Raw genomic sequence first — 17,673 nt, 5'->3', positions numbered from 1 at the left:
CGCTCGAGCTCCCGAGTTGCGACAACGACGGCACAGCGCATCCCCCGTCACGTCGATGTGACCGCCGGTCCCGCGGCTCCGCCCGCACCTCCCGTCACCCCGCATGTCACGCCGGCACGAGCTCGCGCCGCGGCGACGCGGCCGCAGTTCAGGATCCCTCTGCGCCGAGCCCCGACTCCGCAGGAGTGCCCGACGAGCCACGAGTTCATCTCAGGACATCGAGTTGTACGTGTGTGAATCTCAGGTCAAGCGGGCCAAGTGTCCTGAATTGGCGGCCACGCGAGCGACGACAGGCACAGGCTCAGGCTCAGGCACGGAAAGCGCGCGGACGCGGACGGAAGCTTCGACACATGCTCCACCACACGGGTCACCTCAGCGCACGAACTCCAGGCGACACCCGGGTAGTCACTCGCCCGCGACGCCGAACGGGTCCTGGCCGATCTCGCCCAGGATCCGGTTCAGGTCGCCGACCGACGCGAAGTCGATCGTGATCGAGCCCTTCCTGGCGCCGAGAGTGACTTTCACGCGGGTGTCTAGACGGTCGCCCAGACGTTCGGCGACCTCGTCGAGATGTCCCTGAGTAGCGACCGAAGTGCTCCGCGGACGCTTCGGCTTGACGGTCACACCGAGCGCTGCCGCCTCTGCGGCGCGCACCGACAGGTCCTCGTTGACGATCTTGTCGGCAAGACGCTCCATGCCCGCGGCGTCACCGACGGACAGGATGGCCCGCGCGTGACCTGCAGAGAGCACGCCGGAGGCGACGCGTCGCTGCACGGGGGAGGGGAGCCTGAGGAGCCGGATGGTGTTCGTCACCTGCGGTCGACTCCGGCCGATCCGGCTCGCGAGCTCCTCCTGGGTGATGCCGAAGTCTGCAAGGAGCTGCTGGTACGCGGACGCTTCTTCCAACGGGTTCAGCTGAGCACGGTGCAGGTTCTCGAGGAGGGCGTCCCGGAGCATCGCGTCGTCAGCAGTGTCTCTGACCAGCGCGGGAATCGTCGCGAGACCGAGCTCTTTCGTGGCCCGGAGGCGCCGCTCGCCCATGACGAGCTCGTACTGCGGCCCACCCGGCGCCGCCGAGGCCAGCGGACGCACCACGATCGGCTGCAGGAGGCCCACCTCGCGGATCGAGGCCACCAACTCCTGCAGCTCCTCCTCGCGGAACTCGAGACGCGGCTGCTGGGCGTTGGGGACGATGTCCAGAGGATTGAGGTTGGCCAGGCGGGCACCCGGCACGGCCACGAGCTCCTCTGCCGTCTGCTGCTTCGTTGGGAAGAAGACGTCCACTGGGCGCCCCTGAGTCTCGTCCTGCACGGGAATGAGCGCCCCGATGCCGCGTCCGAGTCCGGTTCTCTTCGTTGCCATCAGCGGGGTGCTCCTCGGTGTGCGATCTCGGCGGCCGCCTCGAGATACGAGATCGAGCCGGGGGAGTTGGTGTCGTAACTGATCACGGTCTGCCCGTATCCGGGCGCCTCGCTGATGCGGACCGAGCGCGGGATCATCGTGTCGAGGACCTCGTGGGGGAAGTGTTCCCGAACGTCCGCCGCCACCTGCTGCGACAGATTCGTGCGCCCGTCGTACATGGTCAGAAGGATGCTCGACACGGTCAACACCGGATTCAGGTGCTTCTCTATCAGCTGGATGTTCCGCAACAGCTGGCTCAGACCCTCGAGCGCGTAGTACTCGCACTGGATGGGGATCAACACCTCTTGAGCCGCGACGAACGCATTGATGGTCAAGAGCCCGAGCGAAGGCGGGCAGTCGATGAAGACGTAGTCGAACCGGTTCCCTGCCTCCTCCGAGTCACGCAGGAACGTCTCAAGCGCCGTGCGGAGTCGCTGCTCACGCGCCACGAGCGAAACGAGTTCGATCTCCGCGCCGGCGAGGTGAATCGTGGAGGGAACGCAATAGAGATGGTCGAACTCCGGGCTTTTCTGAATGACATCCGCTATCAACGACTCGCCCACGACGACGTCGTAGACGCTCGCCGTCTCCGCGCGGTGCTCCACCCCCAACGCGGTGGATGCATTGCCCTGCGGGTCGAGGTCGATGACGACGACGCGCGCTCCGTTGCGCGCCAGCCCTGCCGCGAGATTGACGGTACTGGTGGTCTTCCCCACCCCGCCCTTCTGGTTCGACACGGTGATGACTCGTGTCTTCTCGGGCCGAGGAAGGCTGTCGACACGAAGAGCTTCGCGCCGCCGCGTGAGGTCCGACAGTTCGCGAGCCAGGGGAGTGGTGGCGTCGTAGGACGGGGCTGCCGAAGACGAGGCCTCGGGAACGGCGTTCTTGTCAGCGGGATTGGGGGCCGTACTCACCGGGTGATTCTCCGAATCGCAATGTTTCACGTGAAACGGTCGAGCAGGTGGAGGGGCGGACTACTCGCAGGAAGCGCCCTCGGCTGCTCGCCGAGAGTCAATCAACTGTAGCCCGGAACACCCGAGTGGTCTCGTCGACGAGCCCGATCCCGAGCTCCAGTATCTCGACGTCGATGATGTGGTGCTTTGCGATGACCTTGCGTGCCGCCGCCATCTCGTCCTGGACCTTGGCGCCCTTGAGAAACAGGACTTCGCCGCCCGTCCGAACAAGGGGCACGGTCAGTGGAATCAATTTGGACAGGGCGCTGACAGCTCGGGCCGTGACCTGATCGAGCCAGGGGGAGATGTCAGCCTCCTCGGCGCGGGCGCGAACCACTTCGACGTTGGTGAGACCCAGGCGATCCGCTTCGGCGCGAAGCCAGTCGGTTCGTCGCTCCATGGGCTCGATCAAGATCATCGTGACATCCGGACGGGCGGCAGCCAGGACAAGACCGGGGAGCCCTGCTCCGGAACCGATGTCACCCACACGGCCTGGCTTCAAGAGCGGAGCGAGAAGACCGGAGTTGATGACGTGACGCGACCACAGCCGGGGGAGTTCCAGAGGACCGATCAGTCCGAGTTGTTCACCGTATTGGGCGAGATCACGCGTGTATTGGCGCACGACCTCGATCTGCTCCCCAAAGAGCGTCTGCGCAGCTGCGGGTTCTGGCTCGAGTGACCCTCCTAGAGCATCGGCCACAACCGTGGCCGCAGCGGCGTCCGAGGAGCCACCGGGCGAGCCGACGCCAGTGACGGCCACAGCAGCAACGTCAGCCCCAGCGGCTCCTGCCTCCGCAACTGCAAGGGCATCAGCAACCGCAAGGGCGTCAGCAACAGCCGCGACTCCAGACACACCTGGGTCTCCAGCCACTGTTTCACGTGAAACACTGCGGTCGCCGGCCGAGGCCGTCGAATCGGTCACGCCCGCGAGACGACCGTGTGGCGGTCGCGACCTTCGCCCTCGGACTCCGAGACGTAGCCACGCTCCGCAACGATGTCGTGGACGAGCTTCCGCTCGTAGGACGACATGGGAGGAAGCGACGCTGCCGTCGCCCCTTCTTCGAGCTTCTCGACGGCACGGTCGACAAGCGTCGTGAGCTCCTGCTCGCGGGTCTGGCGCGAGCCTCCCACGTCGAGGATGAGCCGAGAGAATTCGCCCGTCTTGGTTTGTACGGCGATCCGCGTCAACTCTTGCAGCGCGTTCACCGTGTCAGGCTTCGAAAGAATTCGCAGATCGCCTTCGCCGGCCGAATCGACGGAGATGTACGACCGACCGCCCCGCGTCTCGATGTCGATATCGCCGTCGAGGTCGAGGATGTCCAGCAGCTCTTCGATGTAGTCAGCAGCGATGTCACCCTCGTCGAGAGAGTCGCCCTCGAGGGCCTCCTCGTCGTCGAGATCTTCACCCGCGGCTGCGGCGTCCGCCGACGAGCCCGCCGCCGAAGACGAACCCACACCCACGGCCGACTCCACGAAGTCGTCCTCCGACACCACGGAGTCAGTCGCGACGTCGTCCACAGGAGACGACGAGGGGGTTTCTGCCGAACTCATCGAGCCTGTCCGTTCTGCTTCTTCGAGCGGTTCTTTCCGACCGGCTGACTGCGCTGCGTGGTGACGCGGGGCTTCGGGGCCGGAGCGGCATCGATCTCTGTCACGGTGATCTCGGTCAGAGACTTGAGGCCGCCGACTCCCTTGCCACGTGCCTCCTTCTCCTGCTGCTTCTTGGCCAGGCGGGCTTCTCGAGCCAACGCGGCATCGCTGCCGGGCGTGGGCGAGTTGCGGATGACCACGTACTGCTGACCCATGGTCCAGATGTTCGAGGTGAGCCAGTAGAACATGACGCCGAGGGGGAACGACAGACCGGAGAACAGGAAGACGAGGGGGAGCACGTACAGGAGCATCTTCTGCTGCTTGTACATCGGGCTCGCCTTGGTCTCGGGCGACATGTTCTTCGAGGTGAGCTGCAGCTGGGTGTAGAACTGCGACGCGGTCATGATGATGATCATGAAGCCGGCGATGATCTTGACCTGGAAGGCGGTCGACGAGGTGAAGGTCTCGTGCAGCGGAGCACCGAACAGGCTTGCCCCGGCGAACTGGTCGGAGAGCTGCTTGTTCAGCAGGCCGATGCCGATCTTGCCGGTCTGAGCATTGTGGAGAACGGTGTAGAGGCTGAAGAACACCGGCATCTGGATGAGCAACGGCAGGCAGGAGGACAGCGGGTTGGTACCGGTCTCCTTGTAGAGCGCCATCGTCTCGCGGGACATGGCCTCGCGCGAGAACTGGTCCTTCTTGCCCTTGTACTTGTCCTGGATCTTCTTGAGCTGCGGGGCGACTTCCATCATCCGGCGCTGGTTCTTGATCTGACGGACGAAGATCGGGATGAGGCAGATGCGGACGATGATCGTCAGCAGCACGATCGACAAGACCCAGGTCAGACCCGAACCGCTCGAGAAACCGATGCTGGTGAGGACCGTGTGCCAGCCCACCAGGATCGCTTCCACGACCCAACGGATGGGCCAGAGGAGCGTGATGATGAAGGGGGGCATGTCGTCAGCCCTTTCCGTGAACGTGAGCTCGCAGTGTGTGAGCGCCGACCGTGTCGGCGATTCCTGCGTGGGAGTGAAGCGTGGGGGAGAGCAGCGGCCGGGCCGTTGCGGTCGACTCGTGAGCCGGGCGGGGTGTCACGAATCCGAAGGGCGTGACGACGTACCTGTGATGGTGCGAGTCGGGGACGTCGTCGATGCCGCCCGCCGCCCAGGGGTTGCACCGGAGGATGCGTCGGGCCCCGAGCCAGACCCCGCGCACGACGCCGTGGAGCTGGATCGCCTCGAGGGTGTAGCGCGAGCAGGAGGGGTAGTACCGGCAGACGTCGCCGTAGAGGGGGGAGATGGTCGCCCGGTAGGCACGCAGGATCGCCACGCAGACATTGCGCGGCAGAAGAAGCAGGAACAGCACTGAATGCCTCACGCTTTCACACCCTTGTCCATGACCTTCGAGATCTCTTCGAGCAGGATAGGCCACGGAACATCGAGGGCGCCTGGCAGAGCGCGGATCACCACGTCCGTCCCCGAGGGGAAGGTGGATGCTCCCCCCGAGACGAGCGACGTGTGCGCGATCGCCTTCAGCCGACGCCGAACCGTGTTGCGGGTGACCGCGTTGCCGACGGCCTTCGACACGATGAACCCGAAACGCGCGGGATGCACGGACTCGGGCTTCGACGAAGCCGCCGGCGCTGCACTCCGCACGTAAACGACGCAATGCGCCGTGGCCGTCTTGCGGCCACGGCGCACCGTGTTTCGGTAGTCGTCAGCGCGAACGATCCGATTGGCTCGAGCGAGCACGAGGCTCCCTCCGATGTCGAAGAGGGTTTACGCCGAGAGCTCGGTGCGGCCCTTGCCGCGACGGGCGGCGAGGATGGCGCGGCCGGCACGGGTGCGCATGCGGAGACGGAAGCCGTGCTTCTTGGCACGACGACGGTTGTTCGGCTGGAAGGTGCGCTTGCTCATGGTTTCTTCTCCATAGGGAAAGGACCGAGCCAAATGCCGCAGTCCGAAAAGTCAGGTCAGCCGTATCGACTGAAATCAACTGGTTAAAACTACGCGAGCGGAGCCCTGGGGTCAAACGGTGTGCAAAACCACCATTATCCACAGTGGGGAAAACTTCGGTTGCAGACCCATGCCCGTGTCGAACTAAGGTGGGGGAGTCCCGGGCACGATCACCCAGTGGGCAAAAGGGAACGGCTCCGAATCCGGCTCCCCTCCGCAGGCCTCCCATCGGTGGACAACCATGTGGAAAACCCTGTTCATAACCATCCCCGCCTCGAGGCGAAGAAGTGAGACACACGTGACGAGCACCATCGACCCGGTCCAGGGCCTCTGGCGATCCGTCCTCGCCGGCCTCACCACCGACGACCGCATCACTCCCCAGCTCCACGGCTTCGTCAGCCTGGTCGAGCCGAAGGGCATCCTCGGAGGCACGCTGTACCTCGAGGTCCCGAACGAGCTGACCCGCGGGATGCTCGAGCAGCGCATCCGCGAGCCCCTTCTCGAGGCGATCTCCTCCCTCGGCGACACGACGGTCACGAATTTCGCCATCACGGTGAACCCCGACATCATCCCCGACACCCTGAGCCAGCCACAGGAGCCGGCCGAGACGAACCAGTACGTCGAGGCGCCCTTCGTCCCCGCTCCGATCGAGATCACCCAGGGCGGCAGGCGGAACGACTCCCGCCTGAACCCGAAGTACAGCTTCGACAATTTCGTGATCGGCGCATCCAACCGTTTCGCCCACGCGGCAGCGGTCGCCGTCTCCGAAGCGCCGGCCAAGGCGTACAACCCGCTGTTCATCTACGGCGAGTCCGGCCTCGGCAAGACCCACCTCCTGCACGCGATCGGCCACTACGCCGAGAGCATGTACCCGGGCATCCGTGTCCGGTACGTCTCCAGCGAGGAGTTCACGAACGACTTCATCAACTCGATCGCCAACAACCGATCGAGCCAGTTCCAGCAGCGGTATCGCGAGATCGACATCCTCCTGATCGACGACATCCAGTTCCTGCAGGGCAAGGACTCCACTCAGGAGGCCTTCTTCCACACCTTCAACACGCTGCACGACCACGACAAGCAGCTGGTGATCACCAGCGACCTGCCGCCGAAGCACCTCACCGGCTTCGAGGACCGCATGCGCTCGCGCTTCGAGTGGGGCCTGATCACCGACGTCCAGGCCCCCGACCTCGAGACGCGCATCGCGATCCTCCGCAAGAAGGCGCAGAGCGAGAAGCTGCTCGTGCGCGACGAGATCCTCGAGTACATGGCGACGAAGGTGTCGAGCAACATCCGCGAACTCGAGGGCACGCTCATCCGCGTCACCGCTTTCGCCAGCCTGAACCGCACGGCCGTCGACATGGCCCTCGTGCAGACCGTCCTCAAAGACCTGATCACGCTCGACGAGGACAACGTGATCGCGCCGGTCGACATCATCAATCACACCGCGGACTACTTCAAGCTGACCGTCGACGACCTCTACGGCTCGTCGCGTTCGCAGGCGATAGCCACCGCTCGGCAGATCGCGATGTACCTCTGCCGTGAGCTGACGAACCTCTCCCTCCCCAAGATCGGCCAGCTCTTCGGCAATCGCGACCACACCACGGTCATGTACGCGAACAAGAAGATCTCCGAGCTCATGAAAGAGCGGCGCTCGATCTACAACCAGGTCACCGAACTCACCAGCCGCATCAAGCAAGACCACCGCTACAAGTAGCCGCTGCGCCCCGCCGAAGAGCAGAGTCGAGAGCGCAGGATGCCCTCTCCCGCCTCCGGTCGAGGGTGCGACCCCGTGTGTGCCGCACCCTCCCCTGTCGGCTCTCCGTGCATCCTCGCGACGCTGCGCCGCCCTTCCGCCGCGCCCAGATCCCACAGTGTGGATAACTTGTGGAAAGTGGTGGATAACCGGGGGATGGATTGTTCACTCTCGGAGCACCCCTGTGAATGACAAGAATTCCGAGGGGGGTCGAACCCACAGGTCGACCCGATCGCGTCCACAGACTCTCAACAACTCACACGCGTGTAGTTCCCACTGCCTGGGCGGTTATTAACAAGTTATCCACACTGTGCACAACGGTTAAGACTGTTACTCCTTCTTAGAAATTGATTGGGGGTGAGACAACCTTGTGGACGGCGGAGCCTGGGGAGGACCCCCGGAACCACCTGGAGAACGGCTGTGCCAGAATTGACCGGCCAGCCGCATCCCGGCTGCGCACCCGAGCATTCCGATAGGGGTCACAGCGTGAAGTTCCAGGTCAACCGCGACGTCTTCAGCGATGCCGTCTCTTTCGCTGTCAAGCTCCTGCCGCAACGGACCACCCTTCCGATCCTGAGCGGTGTGCTCATCGAGGCTCACGAAGGCGGACTGACGCTGTCGTCGTTCGACTACGAGGTCTCCTCCCAGACGAGCATCGCGGCCGACGTCGACGAAGCCGGCACCGTGCTCGTCTCCGGCCGGCTCCTGGCCGACATCGCCAACCGTCTGCCGAACGCTCCGGTCACGTTCACGACCGAAGACACCCGCATCAGCGTCACCTGCGGTTCGGCGAACTTCTCCCTGCTGAGCATGCCCGTTGAGGAGTACCCGACCCTGCCCACCGTCGGCGAGCAGTCGGGCGTCGTCCCCGGCGACGCCTTCTCGCTGGCCGTCTCGCAGGTCGCCGTCGCCGCCTCGCGCGACGACGTCACCCCTGTCATCACGGGCGTCCAGCTCGAAGTGACCGAGAACGCCCTCTCGCTCGTCGCGACCGACCGCTATCGCGTCGCCGTCCGCGGCATCGAGTGGGATCCGGGCACGGCCGCGTCGACCGAGACGCTCACGGCACTCGTCCCGGCCCGCACCCTGCAGGAGGTCGGCAAGACCTTCGGCAGCGCGACCACCCTCAGCGTGGCGATCACCGGTTCCGAAGATCGCGAGCTCATCGCGTTCCAGGCGGACAACAAGATCGTCACCTCGTTGCTCATCAAGGGCAATTTCCCTCCCGTCAAGCGGTTGTTCCCCGAAACGGTGGAGAACTACGCTGTGATGAACACCGCCGATCTCGTCGAGGCCACCCGACGGGTGTCGCTCGTCCTCGAACGAGAAGCGGCATTGAGATTTACGTTCACGATCGACGGCCTCACCCTCGAGGCCATCGGAAGCGAACAAGCGCAGGCGTCAGAGTCGATCGACGCGCTCCTGACCGGAGAAGACACCGTGGTTTCGTTGAAGCCGCAGTTCCTCCTGGACGGACTGGGAGCCGTGCACTCGGAGTTCGTCCGCATCTCGTTCACCAAGACCGAGAACCCCAACAAGCCGGGTCCCGTGCTGATCACGAGCCAATCCTCGAAAGATCAGCCCGGTGCGGACAGCTACAAGTACCTCCTCCAGCCCAATCTCCTCCTGCGCTGATCGCGCACATCGCCGAGCGGGCGCCTGAATCAGACGACGCGCGTTCAAAAGAACAAAGGAATCTCATGCACATCGGCCTCGTCGGTCTCGGCAAAATGGGCAACAACATGCGTTCGCGTCTCCGTGAGCACGACATCGAGGTGACCGGGTACGACAACAACCCCGCCGTCTCCGACGTCGCGACCCTCGCCGACCTCGTGAAGGCGCTGCCGGCTCCCCGCGTCGTGTGGGTCATGGTTCCGGCCGGTGAGATCACCGCCGGTGTCGTGAAGGAGCTCTCGAACGAGCTCGAAGCCGGCGACCTCGTCATCGACGGCGGCAACTCCAAGTGGACCAGCGACTTCGAGAACGCCACGCTCCTCAACGGCAAGGGCATCAAGTACGTCGACGCCGGTGTCTCCGGTGGCGTCTGGGGCCTCAAGAACGGCTACGGCCTCATGGTCGGCGGTTCGGAAGAGAACGTCGCCCTCGCGATGCCGATCTTCGACGCGCTGCGCCCCGAGGGCCCCCGCGAAGAGGGCTTCGTCCACGCGGGCGAGGTCGGCGCCGGCCACTACGTCAAGATGGTCCACAACGGCATCGAGTACGCCATCATGCAGGCCTACGGTGAGGGCTTCGAGCTCCTCGAGGCCAAGAGCGAGCTGGTGAAGGACGTCCCCGGGTCGTTCAAGGCCTGGCAGCGCGGCACCGTCATCCGCTCCTGGCTCCTCGAGCTCATGGTCCTCGCCCTCGAGGCCGACCCCGAGCTGAAGGACATCTCGGGCTACGTGAACGACTCCGGCGAGGGTCGTTGGACCCTCGAAGAGGCCATCGAGTACGGCGTTCCGATGCCGGCTCTCAGCGCTTCCATCTTCGCCCGCTTCGTCTCCCGTCAGGGTGAGGAGTCGCCGACGATGAAGGCCGTCGCCGCTCTGCGCAACCAGTTCGGTGGCCACGCCGTCAAGAAGGCGTAGTTCCCCCCGGGGCCCGCGTGCGAGTACTCCATCTGAGTCTCACCGACTTCCGCAACTACGAGTCGGCCGAAGTCTCCTTCGCACGCGGGCCCAACCTCTTCGTGGGCCGCAACGGTCAGGGCAAGACGAACCTCGTCGAGTCGCTCGGCTACCTCGCCACGCTGTCGTCCCACCGGGTCTCCAGCGACTCGGCCCTGATCCGTCAGGGCCGAGACGCCGCGATCGTCCGGGCCCGCCTCGAGAGCGCCGACCGCGAACTCCTCGCCGAGGTGCAGATCAACCGGTCCTCGCCCAATCGCGCGCAGATCAACCGGGGTGCGATCAAGCCTCGCGAACTCCCGAGGTATTTCTCGAGCATCCTGTTCGCCCCCGAAGATCTCGCCCTGGTGCGGGGCGAGCCCAGCGGCCGGCGTCGGTTCCTCGACGAGCTGCTGGTGGCGAGGTCGCCGCGCTTCACCGGAGTGCTGTCCGACTACGAGCGGGTGCTCCGCCAACGCAACACGCTTCTGAAGTCGGCCCGGGCATCCCGCGTTCCTGCTGACAAGCTCTCCACGCTCGACATCTGGGACGACCGGCTCGTCTCGCTCGGAACCGAGATCATCGCCGGGCGCGACGAGCTCGTCACCCTTCTCCGCCCGCGAGTCGCCGCGTCGTACTCGTCGGTCGCCGGTGACGACCACGCCGCCGCACTCGCCCTCGTGACCAGTGTCCGCGACACCCCGGTCGACGACGACGGCGCCCCGGTGGCGACGTCGTCGGGGGCCGACCCCGAGCGGCTCACCGCCCTGCAGATCGAACCGCTGTTCCGGGATGCCCTGCGGCGCGTGCGGCCGTCGGAGCTCGACCGCGGGGTCACCCTCGTCGGGCCTCATCGCGACGATCTCTTCCTGTCACTCAACGGTCTTCCCGCGCGCGGCTACGCCAGCCACGGCGAGTCGTGGTCGTTCGCCCTCGCGCTGAAACTCGCCAGCGCGGCGGTACTCCGGACGGACTCGGTGACCGGCGACCCCGTGATCGTGCTCGACGACGTCTTCGCGGAACTCGACCGGTCGCGCCGCGAACGTCTGGCCGATGCGGTGGCCGACTACGAGCAGGTGCTCATCACCGCAGCGGTGGAGGAGGACGTGCCCGAGAGGCTGGCTGCTCACACGGTGCGGATCTCGAAGGGCACGATCGTGACGGACGAGGAGCCGGCACGCGTGGCCGACGGCGAGGAGCCGGCATGAAGCCCAAGCCGAAAGAGGACGACAACGAGGCGCAGCGCGTCTACCTGCGATTCCGCAAGGTGTTCGGCGACCCGACCCAGCGCTCCCGTGACGGCAAGCGACGCGTGGCCCGGGCGGGTGCGCCGAGCCAACCGTTCGGCTCTGGCCGCGACCCCAAGGGCATCGCCGACGTGATCCTCGGTGTGACGACGGAGCTCGGCTGGAACAGCACCCTCGCGCAGTCGGACCTCATGAACGCCTGGCCGGAGATGGTGGGCTCCGAGCTCGCCGAGCACTCCGTTCCGGTCGGGATCGACGACGGCACGCTGACCGTCCAGTGCGACTCGACCGCGTGGGCGACGCAGCTCCGTCTGATGCGCGCGCAGGTCACCACCGCCATCCTCACGACCTACCCGGACGCGGGCATCCAGTCGATGCGTTTTCTGGCCCCCAACGCCCCGACCTGGAAACGGGGTCCCAGATCGGTTCCAGGGCGTGGCCCTCGCGATACTTACGGTTGACGAGGGTGAATCGGTCACCCGGCAGATAAAAATGCCTCTGAGGGCGTATTTCGTCCCTACTCAGGGGGTCCTGCGGTAGACTTGCAAGGTCGTCCAGCGCCCGCGCGAACCGGTTCACACCGTGCCGCGCGAGGCAAGAGACCACGCAAGAAAGTCAAACCGGCAGGAGCCCCCACACAGATGTCACCGAATTCGCCAGACGGTACCGACCACTCCTACGAAGCAAGCGACATCCAGGTCCTCGAGGGGCTCGAAGCGGTCCGCAAGCGACCCGGCATGTACATCGGCTCCACCGGCCCCCGCGGGCTGCACCACCTGGTCTACGAGATCGTCGACAACGCCGTCGACGAGGCTCTCGCCGGCTACTGCGACACCATCCTCGTCACCATGCGCGAAGACGGCGGCATCCGCGTCGTCGACAACGGCCGCGGTATCCCGGTCGACATCCACCCCATCGAGAAGAAGTCGACCGTCGAGGTCGTGCTGACCGTGCTGCACGCCGGCGGCAAATTCGGCGGCGGCGGCTACGCGGTGTCCGGCGGTCTGCACGGCGTCGGCTCGTCCGTCGTGAACGCGCTGTCGACCGAGCTCGACGTCGAGGTCCGCCGTCAGGGCTCTGTCTGGCGTCAGAGCTTCACCGACGGCGTGCCCGTCGCGCCGCTCGCCCAGGGCGAAGACGCCGACGACACCGGCACCACGATCACCTTCTGGCCCAACGCCGAGATCTTCGAGACCGTCGACTTCGACTACGAGACCCTCCGCGCCCGCTTCCAGCAGATGGCCTTCCTTAACAAGGGCCTGCGCATCACGCTGACCGACGAGCGGGTCCAAGAAGAGGGCGTCACGGCTCAGGCCGACGACTTCCTCTACGAGAAGGGCCTCGAAGACTACGTCGAGTACCTCAACAAGACCAAGAAGGTCGAAGTCGTCCACGAAGACATCATCAGCTTCGAGGCCGAAGACACCGAGCGCCGCATGGCCCTCGAGGTCGCGATGCAGTGGAACACCTCGTACAGCGAGAGCGTCCACACCTACGCGAACACGATCAACACCCACGAGGGCGGCACGCACGAAGAGGGCTTCCGCGCCGCTCTGACCACGGTCGTCAACAAGTACGGCCGCGACAAGGCGCTCATCAAGGAGAAAGACGACAACCTGTCGGGCGAAGACGTCCGCGAGGGCCTCACCGCTGTCATCTCGATCAAGCTCGGCGAGCCGCAGTTCGAGGGCCAGACCAAGACCAAGCTCGGCAACACCGACGCCAAGTCGTTCACGCAGAAGATCGCCTTCGACCAGCTCAACGACTGGTTCGACCGCAACCCGAAGCAGGCCCAGGCCGTCATCAAGAAGGGGCTGTCGGCGCAGGCCGCTCGCCTCGCCGCCCGCAAGGCCCGCGACCAGACCCGCCGCAAGGGCGTGCTCGAGTCGAACGGCATGCCCGGCAAGTTGAAAGACTGCCAGAGCAAAGACCCCGCGCTGAGCGAGATCTTCCTGGTCGAGGGCGACTCGGCCGGCGGTTCAGCCGTGCAGGGTCGCAACCCCGAGACCCAGGCCATCCTCCCGCTGCGGGGCAAAATCCTCAACGTCGAGAAGGCCCGTCTCGACCGTGCCCTCGGCAACAACGAGGTCCAGGCCATGATCAAGGCGTTCGGTGCCGACATCGGCGACGACTTCGACCCCGACAAGGCGCGCTATCACAAGATCGTGCTCATGGCCGATGCCGACGTCGACGGCCAGCACATCACCACGCTGCTGCTGACCCTGCTGTTCCGCTACATGCGTCCGCTCATCGACCTCGGCTACGTCTACCTCTCGATGCCGCCGCTGTTCAAGATCAAGTGGACCAACGCCCCTCACGAGTACGTCTACAGCGACATCGAGCGCGACGCGCTCCTCGTCGCCGGCAAGGCGGCCGGAAAGCGCATCCCGAAAGAGAACGGCATCCAGCGCTACAAGGGCCTCGGCGAGATGGACTACAAAGAGCTGTGGGAGACCACGATGGACCCCGACACCCGCACGCTCCGACAGGTCACCCTCGACGACGCGGTGGCGGCCGACGCGATCTTCAACACCCTCATGGGCGAAGACGTCGAACTGCGCCGCAACTTCATCCAGCAGAACGCCAAAGACGTTCGCTTCCTCGACATCTGATCCCTGCCCTGCTGCAGCAGGGTGATGGCCGAGCGCGGGATGCGCGGGGCCGGCAACCGAAAGACGAAAAACGATGGCAGACGTGACAGACGGCACCGCCGGTCCCGACGACGAGGGCGTGGAGCCCGAGGTTCCCCAGGCGTTCGCCGCCGCGGTCAAGCGCGACAGCATCGAGCCGGTCGACCTCCAGCTCGAGATGCAGCGCTCTTACCTCGACTACGCGATGAGCGTCATCGTGGGCCGTGCCCTGCCGGAGGTCCGTGACGGCCTCAAGCCGGTGCACCGTCGCGTGATCTACGCGATGTTCGACGGCGGCTACCGGCCCGACCGCGCCTTCTCGAAGTGCGCCCGTGTCGTCGGCGACGTGATGGGCAACTTCCACCCGCACGGCGACTCGGCTATCTACGACGCGCTCGTGCGTCTCGTCCAGCCGTGGAGTCTCCGCTACCCGCTCGCCCACGGCCAGGGCAACTTCGGTTCGCCCGGCAACGACGGTGCGGCCGCCCCCCGCTACACCGAGACCCGTATGGCGCCGCTGGCGCTCGAGATGGTCCGCGACATCGACGAAGACACCGTCGACTTCATCCCCAACTACGACGGCCGCACCCAAGAGCCGGCGATCCTGCCCGCGCGGTTCCCCAACCTCCTCGTCAACGGGTCGGTGGGCATCGCGGTCGGAATGGCCACGAACATCCCCCCGCACAACCTGCGCGAGGTGGCCTCGGGCGCCCAGTGGTACCTCGAGCACCCCGACGCGACGCGCGAAGAGCTGCTCGAAGCCCTGATCCAGCGCATCAAGGGCCCGGACTTCCCGACCGGCGCCCAGATCCTCGGCGTGCGCGGCATCCACGACGCCTATCGCACCGGGCGCGGCTCCATCACGATGCGCGCCGTCGTCAACGTCGAAGAGATCCAGGGCCGCACCTGCCTCGTCGTCACCGAGCTGCCGTACCAGGTCAACCCCGACAACCTCGCGATCAAGATCGCCGACCTGGTCAAGGAGGGGCGCGTCGCCGGCATCGCCGACATCCGCGACGAGACCTCCGGCCGCACCGGTCAGCGCCTCGTCATCGTGTTGAAGCGCGACGCCGTCGCGAAGGTCGTGCTGAACAACCTCTACAAGCACACCTCGCTTCAAGAGAACTTCGGCGCGAACATGCTCGCCATCGTCGACGGCGTGCCCCGCACCCTGCCGCTCGACGGCTTCATCTCCGCCTGGGTCGACCATCAGGTCGAGGTCATCGTCCGGCGCACCCAGTTCCGTCTGCGCAAGGCCGAGGCCGACGCGCACATCCTGCGCGGCTACATCAAGGCCCTCGACGCGCTCGACGAGGTCATCGCGCTCATCCGCCGGTCGCCCACCGTCGACGAGGCGCGTACCGGCCTGATCGAGCTGCTCGACATCGACGAGCTCCAGGCCAACGCCGTCCTCGCCATGCAGCTCCGTCGTCTGGCCGCCCTCGAGCGCCAGAAGATCCAGGACGACCACGACGAGCTCGAGCGCAGGATCCTCGACTTCCAGGACATCCTCGCCAAGCCGGGTCGTCAGCGCACCATCATCGGCGAAGAGCTCCAGGAGATCACCGACAAGTTCGGCGACGATCGGCGTACCGAGATCATGTTCGGTTTCGACGGCGACATGAGCGTCGAAGACCTCATCCCCGAAGAGGAGATGGTCGTCACCCTCACGCGCGGCGGCTACATCAAGCGCACGCGCAGCGACAACTACCGGTCGCAGCACCGGGGCGGCAAGGGCGTCAAGGGCGCCCAGCTCCGGGCGGACGACGTCGTCGAGCACTTCTTCGTCACGACGACGCACCACTGGCTCCTCTTCCTCACCGACAAGGGCCGGGTCTACCGGGCCAAGGCGTACGAGCTGCAGGAGGCCGGGCGCGACGCCAAGGGCCAGCACGTGGCCAACCTGCTCGCCATGCAGCCCGACGAGGAGATCTCGCAGGTGCTCGACATCCGCGACTACGAGGTCGCGCAGTACCTCGTGCTCGCGACTCGCGACGGCCTGATCAAGAAGACGGCCCTCACCGAGTACGACACGAACCGGACCGGCGGGATCATCGCCATCAACCTCCGCGAGGGCGACGAACTCGTCTCGGCCCTCCTCGTGAACGAGGACGACGACCTGCTCCTCGTCTCGCGCCACGGCATGTCGCTCCGCTTCACGGCGGGCAACGACTCCTTGCGCCCCATGGGCCGCTCCACCTCGGGCGTGAAGGGCATGAACTTCCGTGACGACGACACCCTCCTGTCCGCCTCCGTGGTGGGCGAAGAGGGCTACGTCTTCGTCGTGACCGAGGGCGGCTACGCCAAGCGCACCGCGGCCGACCAGTACCGCGTGCAGAACCGCGGCGGTCTGGGCATCAAGGTCGCCAAGCTGGCGGAGGCACGGGGCGACCTGGCCGGCGCCCTCATCGTCACGGAAGACGACGAGGTCCTCGTCGTCCTCTCCGGTGGCAAGGTCGTCCGATCGGCGGTGTCCGAGGTCCCGGCCAAGGGTCGCGACACGATGGGCGTCGTCTTCGCCCGATTCGCCGCCGACGACAAGATCATCGCGGTCGCCCGCAACACCGAGCGCAACCTGGACGAGGCCGTCGAAGACGCCACCGTCGAGGGCGCCGCGGTGGACGTCGGGATCGATTCGGTCGAAGATGGGTCTTCCGACGGAGGCGCGTCCGAAGACGAGGCCGGTATCGTCGTCGAGAACACGACGACCGACGACCCGACGGACGACTCCGCGGGAGAGGACACGACCGAAGCATGACTAGCGTCGCCGAGAAACTCCAGAGCAAGGCCAAACGGCCCGTCGGCACCAAACAGGTGCGGCTGAAGCTCGTCTACGTCGACTTCTGGTCGGTGGTCAAGCTGTCGTTCCTCATCTCCGTCGCCATCGGGATCATTACGGTCGTCGCCACCTTCTTCGTCTACGTGATCCTCACCCGCCTCGGCATCTTCACGACCGTCGACAAACTCCTTCAAGAGATCCTCGGCGACGCGAAGTTCACGCTCCAGAACACGCTGTCCATCGGGCAGGTCATGCTGTTCGCGATCGTCGTGGCGATCCTCAACGTGGTCGTCGGCACCGTCCTGGGCGCCATCGCGGCAGTGCTGTACAACCTCAGTACGAAGATCACCGGCGGCCTGCTCGTCGGGTTCACGAACAACTAGATCGACCCATGCGGCTCCGGTCTTCGGACCGGGGTCGCTCGATTGGGTAGATCGCGCCGAATACGGTACTGTCTTATTCGGTCCGGGGGCTATAGCTCAGTTGGTTAGAGCGCTTCGCTGATAACGAAGAGGTCACAGGTTCAAATCCCGTTAGCCCCACTCAGACCGCCGCTTCATCGCTTCTTTCTTCACCGCTTCTCTCGTCCCAGAGAGAGCGCCTCGCCACCGCCCACTGACGGTCGCACGGGGACGTAGCTCAATTGGCAGAGCACCGCCTTTGCAAGGCGGGGGTTAGGGGTTCGATTCCCCTCGTCTCCACATCAGCTGTGTTCGATGGCGGCGGAGCCGCCATCTTCCCGCCGGCTTCTGTGCTTGT

Annotated in this window: 16 protein-coding genes and 2 tRNA genes; 10 read left to right on the top strand and 8 right to left on the bottom strand. The window is 65.5% G+C overall.

The features are described from left to right. Nucleotides 1–405: 405 nt before the first annotated feature. From ABEA39_RS10515 to rpmH, 8 genes are all read right to left on the bottom strand, one after another. Nucleotides 406–1,362 (bottom strand): ParB/RepB/Spo0J family partition protein, encoded by a 957-nt coding sequence (locus tag ABEA39_RS10515; RefSeq protein ID WP_345375808.1) that lies wholly within the window; start codon nt 1,360–1,362, stop codon nt 406–408. Further along, a complete protein-coding gene (locus tag ABEA39_RS10510) occupies nt 1,362–2,228 on the bottom strand; it encodes a ParA family protein (RefSeq protein WP_345375919.1) in 867 nt (288 codons plus the stop codon). The genes ABEA39_RS10515 and ABEA39_RS10510 overlap by 1 nt, the downstream gene beginning before the upstream one ends. Nucleotides 2,229–2,412: 184 nt before the next feature. Beyond that, nucleotides 2,413–3,054 (bottom strand): 16S rRNA (guanine(527)-N(7))-methyltransferase RsmG, encoded by a 642-nt coding sequence (gene rsmG, locus ABEA39_RS10505; protein WP_345375918.1) that lies wholly within the window; start codon nt 3,052–3,054, stop codon nt 2,413–2,415. Nucleotides 3,055–3,272: 218 nt separating this feature from the next. After that, nucleotides 3,273–3,905, bottom strand: coding sequence for a Jag family protein (locus ABEA39_RS10500; protein WP_345375807.1), 633 nt, complete (start codon nt 3,903–3,905; stop codon nt 3,273–3,275). Further along, nucleotides 3,902–4,900, bottom strand: coding sequence for a membrane protein insertase YidC (gene yidC / locus ABEA39_RS10495; protein WP_345375806.1), 999 nt, complete (start codon nt 4,898–4,900; stop codon nt 3,902–3,904). The genes ABEA39_RS10500 and yidC overlap by 4 nt, the downstream gene beginning before the upstream one ends. Nucleotides 4,901–4,904: 4 nt before the next feature. Beyond that, a complete protein-coding gene (gene yidD / locus ABEA39_RS10490) occupies nt 4,905–5,321 on the bottom strand; it encodes a membrane protein insertion efficiency factor YidD (protein ID WP_345375805.1) in 417 nt (138 codons plus the stop codon). Beyond that, a complete protein-coding gene (gene rnpA / locus ABEA39_RS10485; protein WP_345375804.1) occupies nt 5,318–5,695 on the bottom strand; it encodes a ribonuclease P protein component in 378 nt (125 codons plus the stop codon). Before rnpA ends, yidD begins: the two co-directional genes overlap by 4 nt. Before the next feature lie 27 nt (nt 5,696–5,722). Further along, nucleotides 5,723–5,860 carry a 50S ribosomal protein L34 gene (rpmH, locus tag ABEA39_RS10480; protein WP_003800212.1) on the bottom strand — a complete coding sequence of 46 codons (138 nt, stop codon included), beginning with the start codon at nt 5,858–5,860 and terminating at the stop codon, nt 5,723–5,725. A 337-nt stretch (nt 5,861–6,197) separates the two neighbouring features. Between rpmH and dnaA the strand changes: the two genes are divergently transcribed. From dnaA to ABEA39_RS10430, 10 genes are all read left to right on the top strand, one after another. Further along, nucleotides 6,198–7,613, top strand: a complete 1,416-nt coding sequence (dnaA, locus tag ABEA39_RS10475; protein WP_345375803.1) for a chromosomal replication initiator protein DnaA — start codon at nt 6,198–6,200, stop codon at nt 7,611–7,613. A gap of 525 nt (nt 7,614–8,138) precedes the next feature. Beyond that, nucleotides 8,139–9,287, top strand: coding sequence for a DNA polymerase III subunit beta (dnaN, locus tag ABEA39_RS10470; RefSeq protein WP_345375802.1), 1,149 nt, complete (start codon nt 8,139–8,141; stop codon nt 9,285–9,287). A 65-nt stretch (nt 9,288–9,352) separates the two neighbouring features. Beyond that, on the top strand, nt 9,353–10,240 hold the full coding sequence (gene gnd / locus ABEA39_RS10465) for a phosphogluconate dehydrogenase (NAD(+)-dependent, decarboxylating) (protein WP_345375801.1): 888 nt from the start codon (nt 9,353–9,355) through the stop codon (nt 10,238–10,240). Between the two features lie 17 nt (nt 10,241–10,257). After that, on the top strand, nt 10,258–11,466 hold the full coding sequence (gene recF, locus ABEA39_RS10460; RefSeq protein WP_345375800.1) for a DNA replication/repair protein RecF: 1,209 nt from the start codon (nt 10,258–10,260) through the stop codon (nt 11,464–11,466). Then, nucleotides 11,463–11,966, top strand: coding sequence for a DciA family protein (locus tag ABEA39_RS10455; RefSeq protein ID WP_345375799.1), 504 nt, complete (start codon nt 11,463–11,465; stop codon nt 11,964–11,966). Before recF ends, ABEA39_RS10455 begins: the two co-directional genes overlap by 4 nt. 180 nt (nt 11,967–12,146) lie before the next feature. Next, nucleotides 12,147–14,117 (top strand): DNA topoisomerase (ATP-hydrolyzing) subunit B, encoded by a 1,971-nt coding sequence (gyrB, locus tag ABEA39_RS10450; RefSeq protein ID WP_345375798.1) that lies wholly within the window; start codon nt 12,147–12,149, stop codon nt 14,115–14,117. 73 nt (nt 14,118–14,190) lie between these two features. Then, on the top strand, nt 14,191–16,893 hold the full coding sequence (gyrA, locus tag ABEA39_RS10445) for a DNA gyrase subunit A (protein WP_345375797.1): 2,703 nt from the start codon (nt 14,191–14,193) through the stop codon (nt 16,891–16,893). Continuing rightward, on the top strand, nt 16,890–17,297 hold the full coding sequence (locus ABEA39_RS10440; RefSeq protein ID WP_345375796.1) for a DUF3566 domain-containing protein: 408 nt from the start codon (nt 16,890–16,892) through the stop codon (nt 17,295–17,297). The genes gyrA and ABEA39_RS10440 overlap by 4 nt, the downstream gene beginning before the upstream one ends. An 85-nt stretch (nt 17,298–17,382) precedes the next feature. Then, nucleotides 17,383–17,456, top strand: a tRNA-Ile gene (locus tag ABEA39_RS10435). A gap of 86 nt (nt 17,457–17,542) precedes the next feature. Continuing rightward, nucleotides 17,543–17,615 (top strand) — tRNA-Ala (locus ABEA39_RS10430). The last annotated feature ends 58 nt before the right edge of the window (nt 17,616–17,673 follow it).

Source organism: Frondihabitans cladoniiphilus (assembly GCF_039544345.1).
Classification (GTDB): domain Bacteria; phylum Actinomycetota; class Actinomycetes; order Actinomycetales; family Microbacteriaceae; genus Frondihabitans; species Frondihabitans cladoniiphilus.
This window is presented reverse-complemented; position numbering and strand designations above follow the sequence as displayed.